At 66.6% G+C, this 14,974-nt stretch carries 11 protein-coding genes; 4 read left to right on the top strand and 7 right to left on the bottom strand.

The features are described from left to right. Window positions 1–147 precede the first annotated feature (147 nt). Complete coding sequence (locus WG921_RS09230; protein WP_340108943.1) at window positions 148–1,362, bottom strand: ABC transporter substrate-binding protein; 1,215 nt, start codon at window positions 1,360–1,362, stop codon at window positions 148–150. A 527-nt stretch (window positions 1,363–1,889) separates the two neighbouring features. Here WG921_RS09230 and WG921_RS09225 point away from each other — a divergent pair. Next, the gene (locus WG921_RS09225; protein ID WP_340108942.1) at window positions 1,890–3,053 is read left to right on the top strand and encodes a glycosyltransferase; all 1,164 of its coding nucleotides are present in this window, start codon (window positions 1,890–1,892) and stop codon (window positions 3,051–3,053) included. A gap of 264 nt (window positions 3,054–3,317) precedes the next feature. Then, a complete protein-coding gene (locus WG921_RS09220) occupies window positions 3,318–3,923 on the top strand; it encodes a hypothetical protein (RefSeq protein ID WP_340108941.1) in 606 nt (201 codons plus the stop codon). A gap of 42 nt (window positions 3,924–3,965) precedes the next feature. Here WG921_RS09220 and WG921_RS09215 read toward each other — a convergent pair whose 3' ends face one another. From WG921_RS09215 to WG921_RS09205, 3 genes are read right to left on the bottom strand one after another with little or no spacing between them, the layout of a single operon-like run. Beyond that, window positions 3,966–4,700 carry a sulfotransferase family protein gene (locus tag WG921_RS09215; protein ID WP_340108940.1) on the bottom strand — a complete coding sequence of 245 codons (735 nt, stop codon included), beginning with the start codon at window positions 4,698–4,700 and terminating at the stop codon, window positions 3,966–3,968. A gap of 11 nt (window positions 4,701–4,711) precedes the next feature. Next, window positions 4,712–5,932 carry a right-handed parallel beta-helix repeat-containing protein gene (locus tag WG921_RS09210; protein ID WP_340108939.1) on the bottom strand — a complete coding sequence of 407 codons (1,221 nt, stop codon included), beginning with the start codon at window positions 5,930–5,932 and terminating at the stop codon, window positions 4,712–4,714. Window position 5,933: 1 nt separating this feature from the next. Continuing rightward, window positions 5,934–6,974 carry a glycosyltransferase family 4 protein gene (locus WG921_RS09205; protein WP_340108938.1) on the bottom strand — a complete coding sequence of 347 codons (1,041 nt, stop codon included), beginning with the start codon at window positions 6,972–6,974 and terminating at the stop codon, window positions 5,934–5,936. 389 nt (window positions 6,975–7,363) lie between these two features. On the opposite strand from WG921_RS09205, the gene WG921_RS09200 reads away from it, so the two are divergent. Then, the gene (locus WG921_RS09200; protein ID WP_340108937.1) at window positions 7,364–9,415 is read left to right on the top strand and encodes a GumC family protein; all 2,052 of its coding nucleotides are present in this window, start codon (window positions 7,364–7,366) and stop codon (window positions 9,413–9,415) included. 13 nt (window positions 9,416–9,428) lie between these two features. Here the strand turns inward: WG921_RS09200 and WG921_RS09195 are convergent, their stop codons facing one another. Then, window positions 9,429–10,829 carry an O-antigen polymerase gene (locus WG921_RS09195; protein WP_340108936.1) on the bottom strand — a complete coding sequence of 467 codons (1,401 nt, stop codon included), beginning with the start codon at window positions 10,827–10,829 and terminating at the stop codon, window positions 9,429–9,431. A gap of 172 nt (window positions 10,830–11,001) precedes the next feature. On the opposite strand from WG921_RS09195, the gene WG921_RS09190 reads away from it, so the two are divergent. Then, a complete protein-coding gene (locus tag WG921_RS09190) occupies window positions 11,002–12,102 on the top strand; it encodes an acyltransferase family protein (protein WP_340108935.1) in 1,101 nt (366 codons plus the stop codon). A 75-nt stretch (window positions 12,103–12,177) separates the two neighbouring features. Here the strand turns inward: WG921_RS09190 and WG921_RS09185 are convergent, their stop codons facing one another. After that, entirely contained in the window at window positions 12,178–13,692 is a 1,515-nt protein-coding gene (locus WG921_RS09185) for a hypothetical protein (RefSeq protein WP_340108934.1), read from the bottom strand. Between the two features lie 295 nt (window positions 13,693–13,987). Further along, window positions 13,988–14,974: calcium-binding protein (locus WG921_RS09180; RefSeq protein WP_413788576.1), on the bottom strand; the 987-nt coding region annotated here is incomplete at its 5' end.

Raw genomic sequence — 14,974 nt, 5'->3', positions numbered from 1 at the left:
CGGCCTTCGGCGTCGGATCGGGCCCGGGTCCGGAGGCCGGCGCGCGCGGCCGCCCAGCAGAGGCGCGAGAGCGCCCCCCGAGACCGGCCGCGCCCGCCCCGGCGAGCAGCTGCGCTGCCGGCGCCCGACATGGTCGAGGCCAAGCCCCTAGGGCCGCATCACCTTGGAAGGATCAAGCTCCATTCCAGGCGTCTCGAGCAGCGGCGCATCGGCGATCGGCTGATTCTTCTCGGTCAATTGATAGGTGACATAGGGAACGCCGAGCCACTGCTGGTACGTGTTGCCCTCTTCGAGATTGAAGGTGATCTCGCCGCGCGTGCCGGTCCATTTCGTCTTCCGCAGCGCGTCGATGACCGCGTCGGCGTCGGTCGAGCCGGCCGCCTCGATCGCGTTGGCGATCAGGAACAGCGAATCGGCGGCCTGGAAGATCAGCCGGTTCGGCTCGGTGTTCTCACGCTTGCGATACTCCTCTCCGACCTTCAGGCCGAGTTCCGGCAGATCCATGCTCGGATGGAAAAGACCGAACTCCACCATGGTCACGGCCGCCTCTCCGACGTTGTCCCAGAAATCGGGATAATCCGCGAGCCCGGCGCCATCATAGAGAATCGTCTCCGCGGACGGCGCGACCCCTTGCTCGTAGAGCTGGTTCATCAGGATATAGGCCGCCGGCGGCAGCATGATGTTGACCACGGCGTCCGGCGGCGAAGCGCGGAGCGGAAGCACGGCGGGCATGAAGTCCTTCGCCGCCCGGTCCAGCGTCTCGTAGCGGTAATCGATATCGGGCCCGTACTCCTTCAGGAAGCTGCCGAGAAGCTCCGCCTGGCCGATGCCGTAATCGGTGTTCTCCGCGAACGCCACCACGGACCGAAGCTCCAGCTTCGCCAATGTCCGCGCGATCGCCTTGGAGATGAACGAATTGTAGTTGGACGGGTTGAAGACCTGAGCGTAGCCCTTCTTGCGGATGTCGTCCGACCAGCCGTTGGTGTTCATGTACGGAATGTTGTTCCGGTGCGCGACCTCGATCTCGGCCAGAACGTTGGAGCTCTGATGCTCGCCCGTCAGGGCGACGACGCCGTCGCTTTCAATCAGCTTCTCGGCCGCCGCGCGGCCCCGCTCCGGCACACCCTGCCCGTCTTCGATGACCAGCTCGATGGATTTGCCGAGGACGCCGCCACCGGCGTTGATCATGTCCCGGGCGATTTCGAGCCCGTCGATGACCTGCGTCCCCTGAACGACCGATCCTGGAGGCGATTGCGCCACGATCACGCCGACCTTGATCGTATCCTGCGCGAATGCGCCGCCGGACAGCAGCGCCGCCGCAAAGCCTGCCATCCCGGCCAGAGTCAACCCGCCGAATTTCATCGTATCCCCCCAGTTTATCTCTTGTAATTTTCGATTCCATCGAGATCTAAGTTAACGATCCATGATATTTTGTGACGTGTCAACAAAATCCGGCCCCTCGATCAAGTCGGCGGCGCTGACATCCGGTATTCGGCGGACCGCGCGCCGAACCCCGCCAGTCGCCGACGTCTCGTTTGAGGGTCCGTTTCAAAAAGGGTTGAGGAGAGAACCTGTTACGCCTTCCCCTTTTTGGGGGGCGCGTACAAGCCGGAGGCGGCCGGAGCGTAAAGATCATGAAAACGGCGGGCCGCGGGGCGACCATGCGGGCGAAAAGATCGAAGGGCGCGAGTGTTTCACGCAAGAAACGCCGGCGCCCTCGCCGGCGTTTCGGAAGACCGGGCGGCGCATCGCCGAAGACGAGGCGCCTCAGTTTTTCGGGTGACGGCGCGGCAAATGAAATACAATGAGAAAAGGTGGCGGCCGATCCTGCAAACATTGCTCCCAAGCGCCCGCCCGATTAACCTCGGCGGCCCGCCAACGATGTGAAGGTGCGGCTCTTGAAAACGCTTCGGATTGTTCATGTCATAACCCGGCTCCTCCGCGCAGGGTCGGAGGAGAACGTGATCGCAACCTGCCTCGGGCAGGCCGACCGGGGACACGAGGTCACGCTCGTCTACGGCCGGGACCACGACGCCGGCTATGGCGCCAAGCTCGGAAGCCGGATCCGGCTCGAATGTGTCGAGAGCCTCGTGCAGCCGATCGACCTCGCCGCCGATCTCCGCGCCACCCGCGAGATGACGCGGCTCTTCCGGGCGATCCGGCCCGATGTGGTCCACACGCACCAGAGCAAGGCCGGCGTGCTGGGGCGGATCGCCGCGCGCTGCGCGGGCGTGCCGCATATCGTCCACGGCGTCCACATCGCGCCCTTCGTCAATGTCGGTCGGCTCGAGCGCGCCGTCTATCTCACGGCGGAGCGCCTGGCGGCGCGCGTCACGCACGCCTTCATCAGCGTCAGCGGCGGCATGCGGGACGCCTATCTCGACGCCGGGATCGGCGCCCCGGCCAAGCACCACGTGGTCTATTCCGGGATGCCGCTCGACGCCTTCATCGGGGCCACGCCGCCGGAGAACTGGCGCGAGATCGTTGGCGTCGGAGATGGGGAGCCGAAGCCGCCGATCCTGCTGATGCTGGCCGCGCTCGAATCGAGAAAGCGCCATCGCGGCCTGATCGAGGTCTTCGGCCGCGTCGTCGAGCGCTTTCCGGAAGTGCGGCTCCTCTGCGCCGGCGAGGGGCCGGACAGGGCCGATGTCGAGGCGGCGATCGCCGACGCCGGGCTGGAGAAGAACGTCCGGCTCCTCGGCTTTCACTCCGAGCCAGGACGGCTCGTGGCGCTCGCCGATCTCTGCCTGCTCACATCCATGCGCGAGGGGCTGCCCCGGGTCGTCGTCCAGTACATCGCCGGCGGAAAACCCGTCGTCGTCACCCGCGTGCCGGGGATCGAGGAGGTGGTCGAGGACGGGGTCTCGGGCTTCGTCACCGACCCCGACGATCTCTCCGACACCGCGGAGGCGATCATCCGGCTTCTGTCCGACGAGCCGCTCCGCGCCCGGCTCGCCGCCGGCGCCGCCGCCACGGATGTCAGCGCCTGGCGACCGGAGGCGCTCGTCGAGGGAACGGAAAAGGTCTACGCGGAGCTCGTTTCCGCGGCCTGACCGCCGTCTCCAACCGTGGAGATTTTTCAGGCCGCCCCGGTTTCAGTCCGGGCCGCTGGAGTGGCGTTCGATCCTTGCGCGCCATTCTGGACGCGCCGCCGTCTTCGCGTTCATCTCGGAAAAGCCGCCGCTTATTCCCGGGCCAGACAGCCGGGCGCGCCGGACCCGCCGCCGCACGAGGCCCGGCTTGACCGCGCCGGCGCGGCGCGCGACGTTGGCTCGGTCCTGAAGATCCGGCCGTCAACTCAAGGAGCGCCCGACGTCATGGCTGATCCCTCACCGCTCGGGGAGGTCGCCGCCGCGGCGACGATCGAGGAGGCGGCCGCCCGGCTCGGCGCGCTGCTGGAGCTGGACGGCTCCGCGCCGCTTCCCGCGACCCGCCGCGCGTTAAGGGACCCGGACTTCGCCCGCGCGCTCATCGGCGTGCGCAAGCTTCCCGCGATTCGCGACCGCCTGCTCGCCGGCGAGGTCCAGGTCTCCGCCGCCCCGACCTCCGCCGCCCCGACCTCCGCCAACGCGCCCCGCCCGCCATCCGCCGCCCAAAGCGTGGTTCACGCCGCCGGCGCGGTGCTGAAATGGGGGATGGAGGGCATGCGCCCGGCCAAGCCCTGGGTGATCGAGCGCCGCCTGGCCGCCTGCAACGCTTGCGAATTTCAGGCCGACGCCCCCGACACCCTGATCTATCGGGGCGCCAAGGTGGTCGTCGGCAAGGATGCGAAGATCTGCACCGTCTGCGCATGCCTCACCAACACCAAGGCGGCGATATCCACCGAGCGCTGCCCGAAGCGGGACCCGGAGCATCCGGAGCTTTCGCGCTGGGGCGAGCCGTGGACCGACCCCGCCGAGCATCCCGACGGCCCGTGGCGCTGACCAGCGCCGCGCGGCGGGGCCGGATGGCGCTGCGCCGCCGCTTTAGGCGCGAGAGACCGCTTTCGCAGACAACGCATGCTCGTAGATCGCGAGATCGGGCGCGCAGATCTCCTGAACCCGGCGGAGCTGCGCCTCAGAGAAGCCGGGGCGCGATCCGGCCGGCCGCTTGTTGCGTTGCAGCTTCAGGAGCCGCACGCCGAGCGCCCGCCCCACGTCCTCGCGGAACGCGTCCATCCGCGCGGTGTCGCCCACCACGTCAAAGCTCTCGAGGTTGGCGCACGCGGTCCGGACCAGCCCGCCCACATCCGGCTCGCCCACCTGATAACGGCCGGCGAAATAGAACAGGTACTCCGAGCCGAAGCGGCGCGCCTGCTCGGATTCAAGAAAGGCCTCGACGCCGCCGCCTTCGACGCTCGAAGGGTGCCGCCGCTTGAGGTAGAGATAATGTGAGACAAACCTCGACACCGGCTCGCGCAGCACCGTCACATAGCGGCGAGTCCGTTCCTCGGCGCGGCGAAGCGCCGGGTTGTAGCGCGCATGGGCCGAGATGCAGCGCACCCCCTTCATGACCAGTCGCGCCATCATCATGTCGCGGACCTCGAATTCGCGGTAAAATCGTTCGAGCCCCGTCGCCTCCGGCCAAAGCAGCCGCTGCAGGGCGGCGCTCTCCTTGAGCGAGATCGTCGCCTGCGAATACAGATACCGCGCCCGGAGCGCCGATCCGACGGACGTGCCGCCGCATTTCGGCGCGTGGATGAATGTCACCGCCTCCGCCATATCGCTCTCCGCTATCGCCCGGCCGGCGCGCAGGACGCGCCGGTCCGGACGGGGGATCCGGTCGGCCGCCGGACTATGTCGTTCTCGCCGATCGTGACGTTTTCGATCATGCCGCCCGGGTCGTTGACCACGACGTCGCCGCAATTGTTGCACCTGTCGCGCCGAAGGCCCGCGCCGTCGAGCCGGTTGCCCGCGACGGTGACGTTGCGCACCGGGTAGGTGTTGTGGCTGGGAGAGGGGTAGAGCAGGATCCCGGCCATCAACGTGTCGCGCACCTCGTTGCCGATTATATCCACATCGTCGCCGCCGATCACAGTCAGCCCCCGCGTCCGCGAGCCCGCGCAGACATTGCCTTCGATCAGCACGTCGCTGACCGTGCGCGGCTGTTCGTCACGGTCATAGGTGACAACGGAGATGCAATCGTCGCCGCTCTCGATCACGCGGCTTCCCCGCACCGTGACATGCTCTGAGCCATTCACGATATGAATTCCGTCGCTGTGGGGGCGATAGACGCAGGCCCCCTCGATCAGAACATTCGAGACGCTGTAAAGACGCATGCCCCCCCGCCTGGCGCCAAGCAGCGTCATGTCGCGCAAGATGACGTCGCGCGCGTCGAAGAGAATGACATGGCTCGCCCACAGCCCGAACCTTCGGCCGCTGGACAGGAACTTGCGCGGCGGCCCCGCGCCGGAGGATCCGCGCCAGCGCTCCGCCCAGTCCGAAAAGGCGTCCGGCGGCGCTTCCAGGGTGAGCCCGTAGAGGCCTATCCCGTCCGCCTCGACGCCGAACCCGAGATCCGCCGCGTCCACGCCGACGAGGCGCGCGCCATAGCCGCAGAGCTCCGCCCCGGCGGCCGCCAGCGTCACCCGGCCCGATCGCAGATACCGCTCGCCCGCCGGCGTCGGCGGAAGAAACAGGATCGGCTCGGGCATCGCCGCCGCCGCGTCGAAGGCCGCCTGCAGCGCATGCTGGATGTCGACGCCCGGCACGACGCCCCGGCTGGAGAGATCGAGGACCGGCCGGCTTCGCCCCGCGATCTCCACCTGATCGGGGACGCCGCCGGCCTCACGCCACGTTTCCGCCAATGTGCGGCAGACCCCCGCGGTCGCGCCCGCGCGTTCGTCGAGCCCATTCGCGCCGCGGGCCGGGGCCTCGCCGGTGATCATCGCCGCCGAGACAAGGGCGGCCGCGCCCAGGGCGATGGTCCCGATCAGGCGGAGGCGCGGCCGCATGTCAGACGGCCTCGATCGCGCGCAGGATTTTCCTCAGCCGGTCAGCCGATTCCACCCAGCGATAGCGCGCCGCTTGCGCCCGGCCCGCCTCCGCCATGCGCCGCCGGCCGGCGGCGTCGAGCGACAGGACCTCGCGGATCCGCGTCGCGCAGGCGTCCGCATCGCCGCTCCTGAAGAAGAGCGCCGCGTCGCCCAGAACCTCGGGCATGGCGCTGCTGTCGGAAGAGACCACCGGACAACCCAGCGCCATCGCCTCGAGCGGCGGCACCCCGAACCCCTCATAGAGCGACGGAAAGAGAAACATGGCCGCGCTCTCGTAGAGCGCGCGGAGTTCGCCATCGCTCACCCTGCCGAGGGCCTTGAGCCACGGCGCCTCGACCGCATGCGCCCGCGCGAGCGCCGCAGGCGCGCCTCCCGCGACAACGAGATGCATCCCCTCGGGCGCGACGGCGGCGAAGGCGTCGATTGCGAGCGCGATGTTCTTGTTCGGACTCTGGTTCCCAACGCAAAGCACGTAGCGCCCGGCTTCGAGCCCGCGCCGCGCGAGCACGTCCGGTTGAGACGACACGCCGAGGATATGCTCGGCGCTGTCGGGCACGATCTCAAACCGGCTTTCGGGCAGATCGCACCAGCGCGCCAACTCGCCCCGGGAGAAGGCGGAGATCGTGATCAGGGCCCGCGCCCGACCGGCGAGGCGCGGCCGGATGAACCCGTGCCACGCGCGGTAGGGGCGCGAGTAGAAGTGCGGATTGGCGAAGAGGTTGGCGTCATGCACCGCGAACACGTGGCGCGGATGGAGGAGCGGGCCCGATCCGGCGAGACTGACCAGAACGCACCCCTTCGCCGCCCGCGCAAGCTCGATTTGCTCCCAGGCGTGCCCCTTGAGACGGCCGACGCGACGGATCTCGATCGCCCGCCAGTCGCGCTGACGCGCCGCGCCAGCCGGCGCGAGGCCCACGACGCGGGCCCCGCCCAGATATTCCGGGTCCTCGGCGAGGCGCGCGTCCAGCGCAGCCGCCAACTCCTCAGCATAACGCTGCATGCCTGAAAGCGGCTGCGTCAGGAAGCGCATGTTAAAATAGATGGGGCGTTTCGACGCCGCCGCCCCACAACTCCGACACGCTTGAGACACCATCACCCCCGCAAGACGCGCGCCTTCGCCCGACCCATCCCCTTATATGGGGCATCGCCCCCCTTATATGGGGCATCGTCGGATCACAAACACGGCGATCAGCGTCCACTCTACCGATTTTCGCCCAAACAGCGAGTGACATGACGCAAGGGCGACGCCGGCCTTTCATGGCGCCCCGCGATGGCGCCGAACTGATGATAATCATTGCAATATGGGGCGTTCTTCGCCATCAGGGCTTGGTTGTACTCGTCGTTGCGCCATACGATTAAAGAGGCTGCCATCTGGAGTTCAGAACGCGCATGAACACTCCTGGGAACATCTGGAACAGACCAACCGCGCCGCGGGAGCGCGATCATGGCCGTTCAGGCGCGGTCGAAGACGACGACTCCCTCTTTGGGCTCGCGCGCGGCCTTGTCGCAACGCTCTGGCGCTGGCGCCTGCTCATCCTGGCGATCGTCGCCGCCGGCGTCTCGGCGGCCTGGCTTGTCCTCCAGACAATTCCCTCGACCTATATCGCCAGCGCCGAGGTCTATTTCGACTTCAGCCGTCAGAGCGTCGTCAGCGACCTGCCGGCGGCCGCGGTGGCGCCATCGGAAGCGACGCTGAACACCGAGATGAAGATCGTGACGTCGCGCAACCTGATGAACGTCGTGGTCGACGAGTTGAACCTTCTCGAGGACCCGGAGTTCAACCCGTGGCTCACCGAGCCCGGAGACCCCGAGACGAGCGCCGAGACGCCCCCCTCCGAGGAGCAGATCCGCATCGCGGCCGTCTCGACCCTGCTCGGTCAGGTCAATGTCTCGCTGGTGTCGAACAGCTACGTGTTCTCCGTCACCGTCGAGACGCTGGGACCGGAAAAATCCGCGGCGATCGCCAACGGCATCGCCGATCTCTTCATTCAGGAGCGGACCGGCCGCCGCCTCACCGCGTCGGAAGACGCCGTATCCTGGCTCGAGCGCCGGACATTGAACCTGCGCGAGCGGGTGCGCGAGGCGGAGAACCGGGTCTCCCAGCAGCGGGCGCTGGTCTCGCCCGGCGCCGACTCGTCGCTCAACTCGATGGCGGTGAAGATCGCCTTCCTGCGGGAACGCCTGGCGACGTCTCAGGCCGAGGCGCGCCGCCTCGCCGATCTTGAGGAGAGACTTGGCGCGGCGTCCGGGCGGACGGCGCTCGACGCGGAGACAAGCAGCGCGCTCCGGAAGTTTTCAGGCGATCTCGCCCGTGAGATCGACGCCGCAGCGGAGACCGACATCGGGCGCCTCGGCGCGCTGGTCGAGCGCGCCCGCAGCGAGGTGGCGACGGCCGCGGAGGAGGTCCGCAGCGAGGTCGTGCGCGCCGAAACCGAGCTTGAAGGCCTTCTCGCCGCCTATTCGGATCAGACCGACGAAGTACAGGCGTTGCGCGATTCCGAGCGCGAGGCCGCAGCGAGCCTCGCAGCCTACGAAGCCATGCTTGAACGCCTGAAGCGGCAGGTCGCCGTCGACGCGGTCGACCCGTTCTGGCCGGAAGCCACCGTGATATCGCCGGCCGTCCCGCCGGCGTTCCCGGCGTCTCCCCAACGCAAACTCATTCTCGCGGTCGCGGGCGTCGGCAGTCTGGCGCTGGCGTCGGGACTCGCGCTGCTGCTCAACGCGTTGTTCCCTGTCGTCTCATCGGCGCGCGAGCTCGAACGTGTGACCGGAATCCCGGTTCTGGCGCGGATTCCTCTGCCTTTGCGCCGGCGGCTGCCGCGCCTTCAACGACAGCTGCGTCGGCGCGGCGCGTCGCCTCTGGCCGATGGCCTGCGCACGCTCAGGATCGCCATTGCGCTCGAATCGCGCGACTCCGCGCCGCGCGTCTTGTTGCTGACCTCCGCCGAAAAAGGGGAGGACAAGAGCGCCACAGGGTATCTTCTGGCGCAGTCGTTCCTGCAGGCCGGACGGAAGGTCCTGCTGATCGACGCCGACCCCTCCGCACGCGCGTTCGGCCGGGTTCCAACCGGCCCGGGCCTCAATTCCGTTCTCATCGGCAAGACCGATCTCAGAGAATCCATCACGAAGGACAAGAACTCCGGGCTCGACATATTGTTCGCCTCCAAGGCGCTCAGCGACGACGCAGACCTGATCGCCTATGATCGGAATCGCGCCGGCCTCGAGAAGATCGCCTCGGAATACGACGTCGTCATCGTCATCGCGCCGCCGGTCGGGACGTTGCCGGACGCCCGTATCCTGGCGCGGCTCTCAGACGCCGTTCTCGTCGTGGTGCGCCGAAACGCCTCCCGCCCCGCCGCGGTCGCCGAGGCGCTGGAGTTGCTCGTCAGCGGCGGGGCGTCCCGCGTCGCCACGGTTCTGCTCTCGCGGCGGCGTCGCTAGGCCGAGGCGGCCGTCACGCCAGCCCATTGCTCCCGAGGTCCGGCTCGCGCGCGGGCTTCGGCCTGCGGATGAAGGCGCAGATGAACAATGTCAGCAGGATATTGTATGTGAAATTGTGGTGCGAATACCAGGCGACATGGGGCGTGACGAGCATCGCTCCGCCGATCTGCCCGTAGACGACGGCGAAGGCGAAGCTTCGATGCGCCCGGTTGAACACCCAGGTGAAGAGCACGATCAACCCGGCGATGAGGAAAGCCCCCAGCCACGAGAAATCGACATAGGGCGCCGTGAAGGCCGGAAAGACGCCTCCAGCCCGCAATCGCTCCACCGCGACGATCCGGTCGCCCAACGCATTTGAGACCACGCCGTCCGCGCCAGAGAATTGCAGCAGAAAATTGAAGCTGTAGACGCCGTAGGTCTTGTCGAACTCCGTCGAGAAGGGCGTCACGGAATTGTAGAAATCGTTGACGAGATAGTAGAGCAGCTTCTCTCCGCCGATGCGCGCCGCGGAATATTCGGACGCCCAGGGCCCGACGGTCACCGCCTCGCGGAGCGACCAGACCGCGAAGAGCAGCGCCGCCAGCACCACCGCATATCTGAGGTGGAACGGCCGACCCGCCACCATCGAGGCGCCGACAAACGTGCTCAGCACCATCTCCACCAGCAGGATCCGCTGTGACAGGAAGATCGGCAGGATCGACAACGCCACGGCGGAGACGATGAACATGCTGATCCCGATCGCCATGTCCTTGCGGATACGATCAGGACTCCGAAAATTCACCGCGAACACGCAGGCGCCGAAGACGCCGAGGCCCGTCAGGCCCGTATAGAGGAGCCGCATGCCCGGAAAGAACTTGTTGTCGAGAATGATGTCTCTGGCCGCGTCGGTCTCCTGCTCCGCCGCCAGCGCGATCAGCCTGTCGATCCCGCCGGCCTGGGCCGCGCTGGTCAGAATCCATACGATCACGATGAGAACGGTGATCACATGCCCGAGCGCCGCGATGCGAACCGCCCGCGACAGGTCGCCAGGGTCGTTGATCGGCCGCGCGTCGCGATCAATGGTTCGCGTCGATACGGATCCGAGAATGACGACGATCAGAAGGCATATGCCTATCCATGCGATCCCCAGGGCGGAAAAGTCGAAGTCGATCCCGTTCAGCTCCATGGTTCGGACCATGACGTGGAGATCGTTTCGCGCCGCATAACCAAACGCGACGCCGGTCATGACGAAAAGCCACGCGAACAGCACGAGCGGAGCAGGCGCCAAAAGGTAGAGCGAACGGCTCCGCTTCATCCGAACGTCTCCACTGGGCGCCGCATGCGTCAGGACATAATCATCCGCCACCCGCTCGAACGACGCGGCCGAGAGAGAAAGCCGGCGGCGCGCTGAACAGATCCGAACCAGCCACGCCATCCTAATCGGGCGCCCCCGACCGAACAAGCCTTGGCGCGCCTGCGGGCCGCATCTGTCCGGTCTGGAGCGGCGCGCCCATTCCTCACTCTCTGAGCCTCTTCCAAACTCCTTCGCGATGATCGTTCGTTGGCGTAAGGTCGCCTACGAGTTTCGCGAGGGTTTGGACTCAAAGATGACTGGAAAAACAAATGGGAAGATACTCGGCCTTCAGGCTCTCCGCGGGATAGCGGCGCTGATGGTCCTCATCGGGCACTCTCTCGCCGAGGCGGAACACTATTTTTCTACGACATTCCCTCTCAAGGATCTGCCTTGGACGCGCGGCGTGGACCTCTTCTTTGTCATCAGCGGGTTCATCATCGTCGTCGCCTCCTATGACGGGCGGAACTCCGTTCCGCCGCTCGTCTTCCTCAAGCGACGATTTCTTCGCGTGGTGCCGCTCTACTGGTTCTACACAAGCCTGATGGTGGCCGCCCTGCTGGTGTTTCCCGAGGGAGTGAAGGATACGCAACTCGACATCGCCCAGATCGTCAATTCCTACGTCTTCATCCCTTACGAACGCTATGACGGCCGGGTCGCGCCGGTGCTTTCGCTGGGCTGGACCCTCAACTATGAGATCTACTTCTATGTGATATTCTCAGCCTTGCTTGCATTCGGGTTGCGCCGGGCCGTCCTCTTTCTTGTCCTTTTCTTCACGGCCTACTCGGCGCTCGGCGCGGTCGTCGACTTCGATTCAACGCCGCTGGACTTCTGGTCCAACGCGCTGACGCTCGAATTCGTTTTCGGCGCCTTGATCGGTTACACCTATCTTCAGCGCGGCCGGCTCGCGCATCGTGCGAGCTTCGCGGTCAGCGCGGGGGGCGTCGTTCTGGGGTTCGGCCTGCTGATCTGGCTGGACGCCCTCGCCGCCGAAGGGCGGCTGCTCGCCGACGCGCCGCGCTTTCTGTTGGCCGGGGGGCCGGCGGCCCTCATCGTCGGGTCGGCCGTTCTCCTGCTGCCGGAGCGGCTGGACGCGCGGACGCCGAAACTCTTGACCGCGCTTGGCGACAGTTCCTACTCCCTGTATCTCAGTCACAGGTTCGTTCTTCGGCCGATGACCATGATATGGCAGCGGGTCCTGCCGGTCTCGCCAGCCTATGCGCCCATTTATGTGATCTGCGCCTGTGTGGCGGCGCTCGTTGCGGCGTATATCGCATATCTGCTGATCGAGCGCCGGTTTCTCAGGCTCGCGTCGAGGCTTCGCCGCCGCCGCGAAGCGGCGCTCAAGATCGATTAGCCGGCTTCGGCTGCGCCGGAGCGACGCGCGCATGCGGCGAGCCGGCCCCCTCGCAGGGGCCGGCCAAGGCTGATCTCAGGCGAAATAGAGATCGTCGATGTAATCGGCGGCGCGATAGACCGAATAGCTGCTCAGATCGCCGTCCGCGTCGTGGAAGCGGTTGCTCTCGACCTCGAAGCCGACGTGAAAGACGACATCGGCGGCCGTATTCACCGCGTGACGACCAAACATCTTGTCGGTTCCGCCGTCACCCAACACCAGTTGGAATCCGGTCTCGACGCCGTTCTTGTCTTCTCCGTAGAGAAATTCGAACTGATCGGCGCGGGCGTCGCTCGCCTGGATGTGGGAGCTGATCTCCTTCACGTCGTCGGAACTGATCTTGCCGTCATCGGCCAGGCCCAACGTATCGATCGCCTCGACGATCATCTGGTTCATTCCATCGGCGGCGCGAGCGGCCTCGTCGATATCGGCCCGCGAGACGTTGCGGATCAGGCCCGGGTCGGTCTGGATGACGTCCACGAGTTGATCGAGCCCGGTCCCCGTCGTGCCCGACGTATCGATGTCGGGGTTGCCGAGGGCCGCCATGTCGGCGTCGGTCAGGAGTTGGTCGAGCCAGTCCGCCGGAACCCCGGTCGAGATATGCGGAACGCCATCATCGTCGAGCATACGGCCTTTCTCGACGCCGAGCCCGACCTGGTACAGCCCCTTCATCCCGTGGTTGATCACGTGGCCGACATGGGGATGGATGCCATCGTCCACTTCGGCGATCTGGGCGATGTCGGCCCCCTTGTGAAGGACCAGGTGGTAGCTCTCATGGAGATCGAGGAACTCGGCGTGGCGGCCCGCGTCCTCGCGAATCCAGGCGTCGATGGCGGTCACGTCGCTGCGGTCGATCGCGCCGTCGTTGGCGAGGCCCAGGGCCTTCATCCCGTCGAGATACATGTTGTTCATCCCGTCGGCGGCGCGTGCGCCTTCGGCGATGTCGGTCCGCGAGACGTTGCGGATCAGGCCCGGGTCTGTCTGAATGATGTCCACAAGCTGATCGAGCCCGGTGCCCGTCGTGCCCTCGACGACGAGGCTGCCACCAGGGTTGCTCAGGGCCTCCATGTCCGCGTCGGTCAGAAGCTTGTCGAGCCAGCTCGCGGTCAGGATGACGGAGCGGTAGAGGTCCCCGTCCACGTCGAGCAGGCGGCCGTTGCGATCGCCGAAGCCGAAGCTGTAAATCGCGCTGGCGACCTCGTCGACCGCGTCCTTGCCGAAGAGGCGGGCGCTGCTGTCCTCGTTCTCGACCAGCTGGAACCCGGTCTCCGCGCCGTTGCGCTCGGCGCCGTAGAGTTCGAGATAGGTCTGGTTGCGCGCCGAGCTCGCCCGGACCCAGTCCCCAAGCCCGCGCAGATCCGCAGCGTCGATCGCGCCGTCATTGGCCAGCCCCAGCTCGCGGATGCCATCGACGATCAGGTGGTTCAGTTCGCCGGCGGCCTGAGCGCCAGCATCGATTTCGGGCGCGGATATCTTGCGTTTGATACCTACGTCCGTCTCGATAATTCCGATCAGGCTGTCGAGGCCTGTCCCGGTGAAACGGCTTTTCATCGTTCTTCCTTCGCATGGATTCCGTGTGCCCGCAGAAGGAACTCAATCCAGAGTGGAAGTCTACAAACGCGCGGTCACCTTCGGCGTCGATGTATTTCACCGACAGGCGCGTTGTTTGGTCGGCGTCGCCGATCGGCAAGGTGAGGATGGTGTTCGCGGCGTGCACCCGTTGCGGCGGGTCGCCGACGCTAACGTGGGTTGGGAGGGTCGGCTTTGTGGAGAAGCGGCCTGATGAAAACGCCGTCGCAGATGGGCGGAGAAACCGCCGCTCGGCCAAGCGGCGGTTTCTTGCTTCTCAGGCTCCGAGCCAGCGCATCTCGAACTCGGCGGCCGACGCTCCGCCGAACATCAGCTCGATCTCGCTGGCGCCGCCCATGTCCGGATCCATGCGGAGCAGCGCATGCGCCTCGCCGAGGCGGTGCAACGAGACCCCGCTCAAGTCGTCAAGGCCAAGCAGCCCCTCGACGCTGAGCACCGAGGCGCCGGCGCCCTCCTCGACGGTGTTCTTGTCGTCAGGGTTGAACGTTCCCGGGTCGAATTCGACGAACACCAGCCGGTCGTCGTCGGCGAAGTTGAGATCGGCGACGAGGTCGCGCTCGCCGGCGTTATTGTGGTTTCCGTGGAAGACGAACTCGTCAGCGCCGGCGCCGCCGATCATCGTGTCGGACCCTTGTCCGTCAAAGAGATGGTCATTTCCCGCGCCCCCGTCGAGCCAATCGCCGCCACTGCGGGCGTAGAGCATGTCGTCGCCGCCCGAACCGGCCGCTTCGTGCGGGGCGTTCTCGGGGGCGCTGTCGTTGAACGACGCGTCGGGCGCCGCGTCGGCGAGCAGGGCCGGATCCTCCGGCGCCGTGTCGACGGCGCTCACCGCAGCCGCCAACAGGTTCGCCTCGCCCGAACCGGTGATGTACTTGGTTTGCAGGTAGCTCTCGACCTGCATCCGTTCGGGCTCGGTCAGGGCGCGGTCGTAGATCAGCGCCGCGCCGACCTCGAGTTCGCTCTCGCCGAGACCGGCGATCTCCGCGCCGATCACAAGCTGCTTCAGATCGGTGGCGAAGGTGTGCTCGCCGCTCTGGATCACCGCGCCGTCGAGGAAATGGCTGAACGCCCCGGCCTTGAGCACAACCGACTGCACCAGCCACCCCTGGGTCGGGCCGTCGACATTCGAATCGAAGTCGAACTTGCTCCCTCCCCACCCCTGCAGCAGCAGGTCGTCGTCGGAATGCTTCGTCGCCAGGCCGAAAGCCTCGTTCTTCGCCCCGTCGCCGTAGACCAGACCCGA

The organism is Paludibacillus litoralis, assembly GCF_037646705.1.
GTDB lineage: Bacteria > Pseudomonadota > Alphaproteobacteria > Rhodobacterales > Rhodobacteraceae > Pikeienuella > Pikeienuella litoralis.
This window is presented reverse-complemented; position numbering and strand designations above follow the sequence as displayed.

Excerpts from the sequence above, each read along its gene's own strand:
- WG921_RS09220 (WP_340108941.1), top strand. The coding sequence starts at position 3,318 with ATGGCTGATCCCTCACCGCTCGGGGAGGTCGCCGCCGCGGCGACGATC.
- WG921_RS09205 (WP_340108938.1), bottom strand. The coding sequence starts at position 6,974 with ATGCAGCGTTATGCTGAGGAGTTGGCGGCTGCGCTGGACGCGCGCCTC.
- WG921_RS09215 (WP_340108940.1), bottom strand. The coding sequence starts at position 4,700 with ATGGCGGAGGCGGTGACATTCATCCACGCGCCGAAATGCGGCGGCACG.
- WG921_RS09210 (WP_340108939.1), bottom strand. The coding sequence starts at position 5,932 with ATGCGGCCGCGCCTCCGCCTGATCGGGACCATCGCCCTGGGCGCGGCC.
- WG921_RS09230 (WP_340108943.1), bottom strand. The coding sequence starts at position 1,362 with ATGAAATTCGGCGGGTTGACTCTGGCCGGGATGGCAGGCTTTGCGGCG.
- WG921_RS09195 (WP_340108936.1), bottom strand. The coding sequence starts at position 10,829 with ATGGCGTGGCTGGTTCGGATCTGTTCAGCGCGCCGCCGGCTTTCTCTC.
- WG921_RS09200 (WP_340108937.1), top strand. The coding sequence starts at position 7,364 with ATGAACACTCCTGGGAACATCTGGAACAGACCAACCGCGCCGCGGGAG.
- WG921_RS09185 (WP_340108934.1), bottom strand. The coding sequence starts at position 13,692 with ATGAAAAGCCGTTTCACCGGGACAGGCCTCGACAGCCTGATCGGAATT.
- WG921_RS09190 (WP_340108935.1), top strand. The coding sequence starts at position 11,002 with ATGACTGGAAAAACAAATGGGAAGATACTCGGCCTTCAGGCTCTCCGC.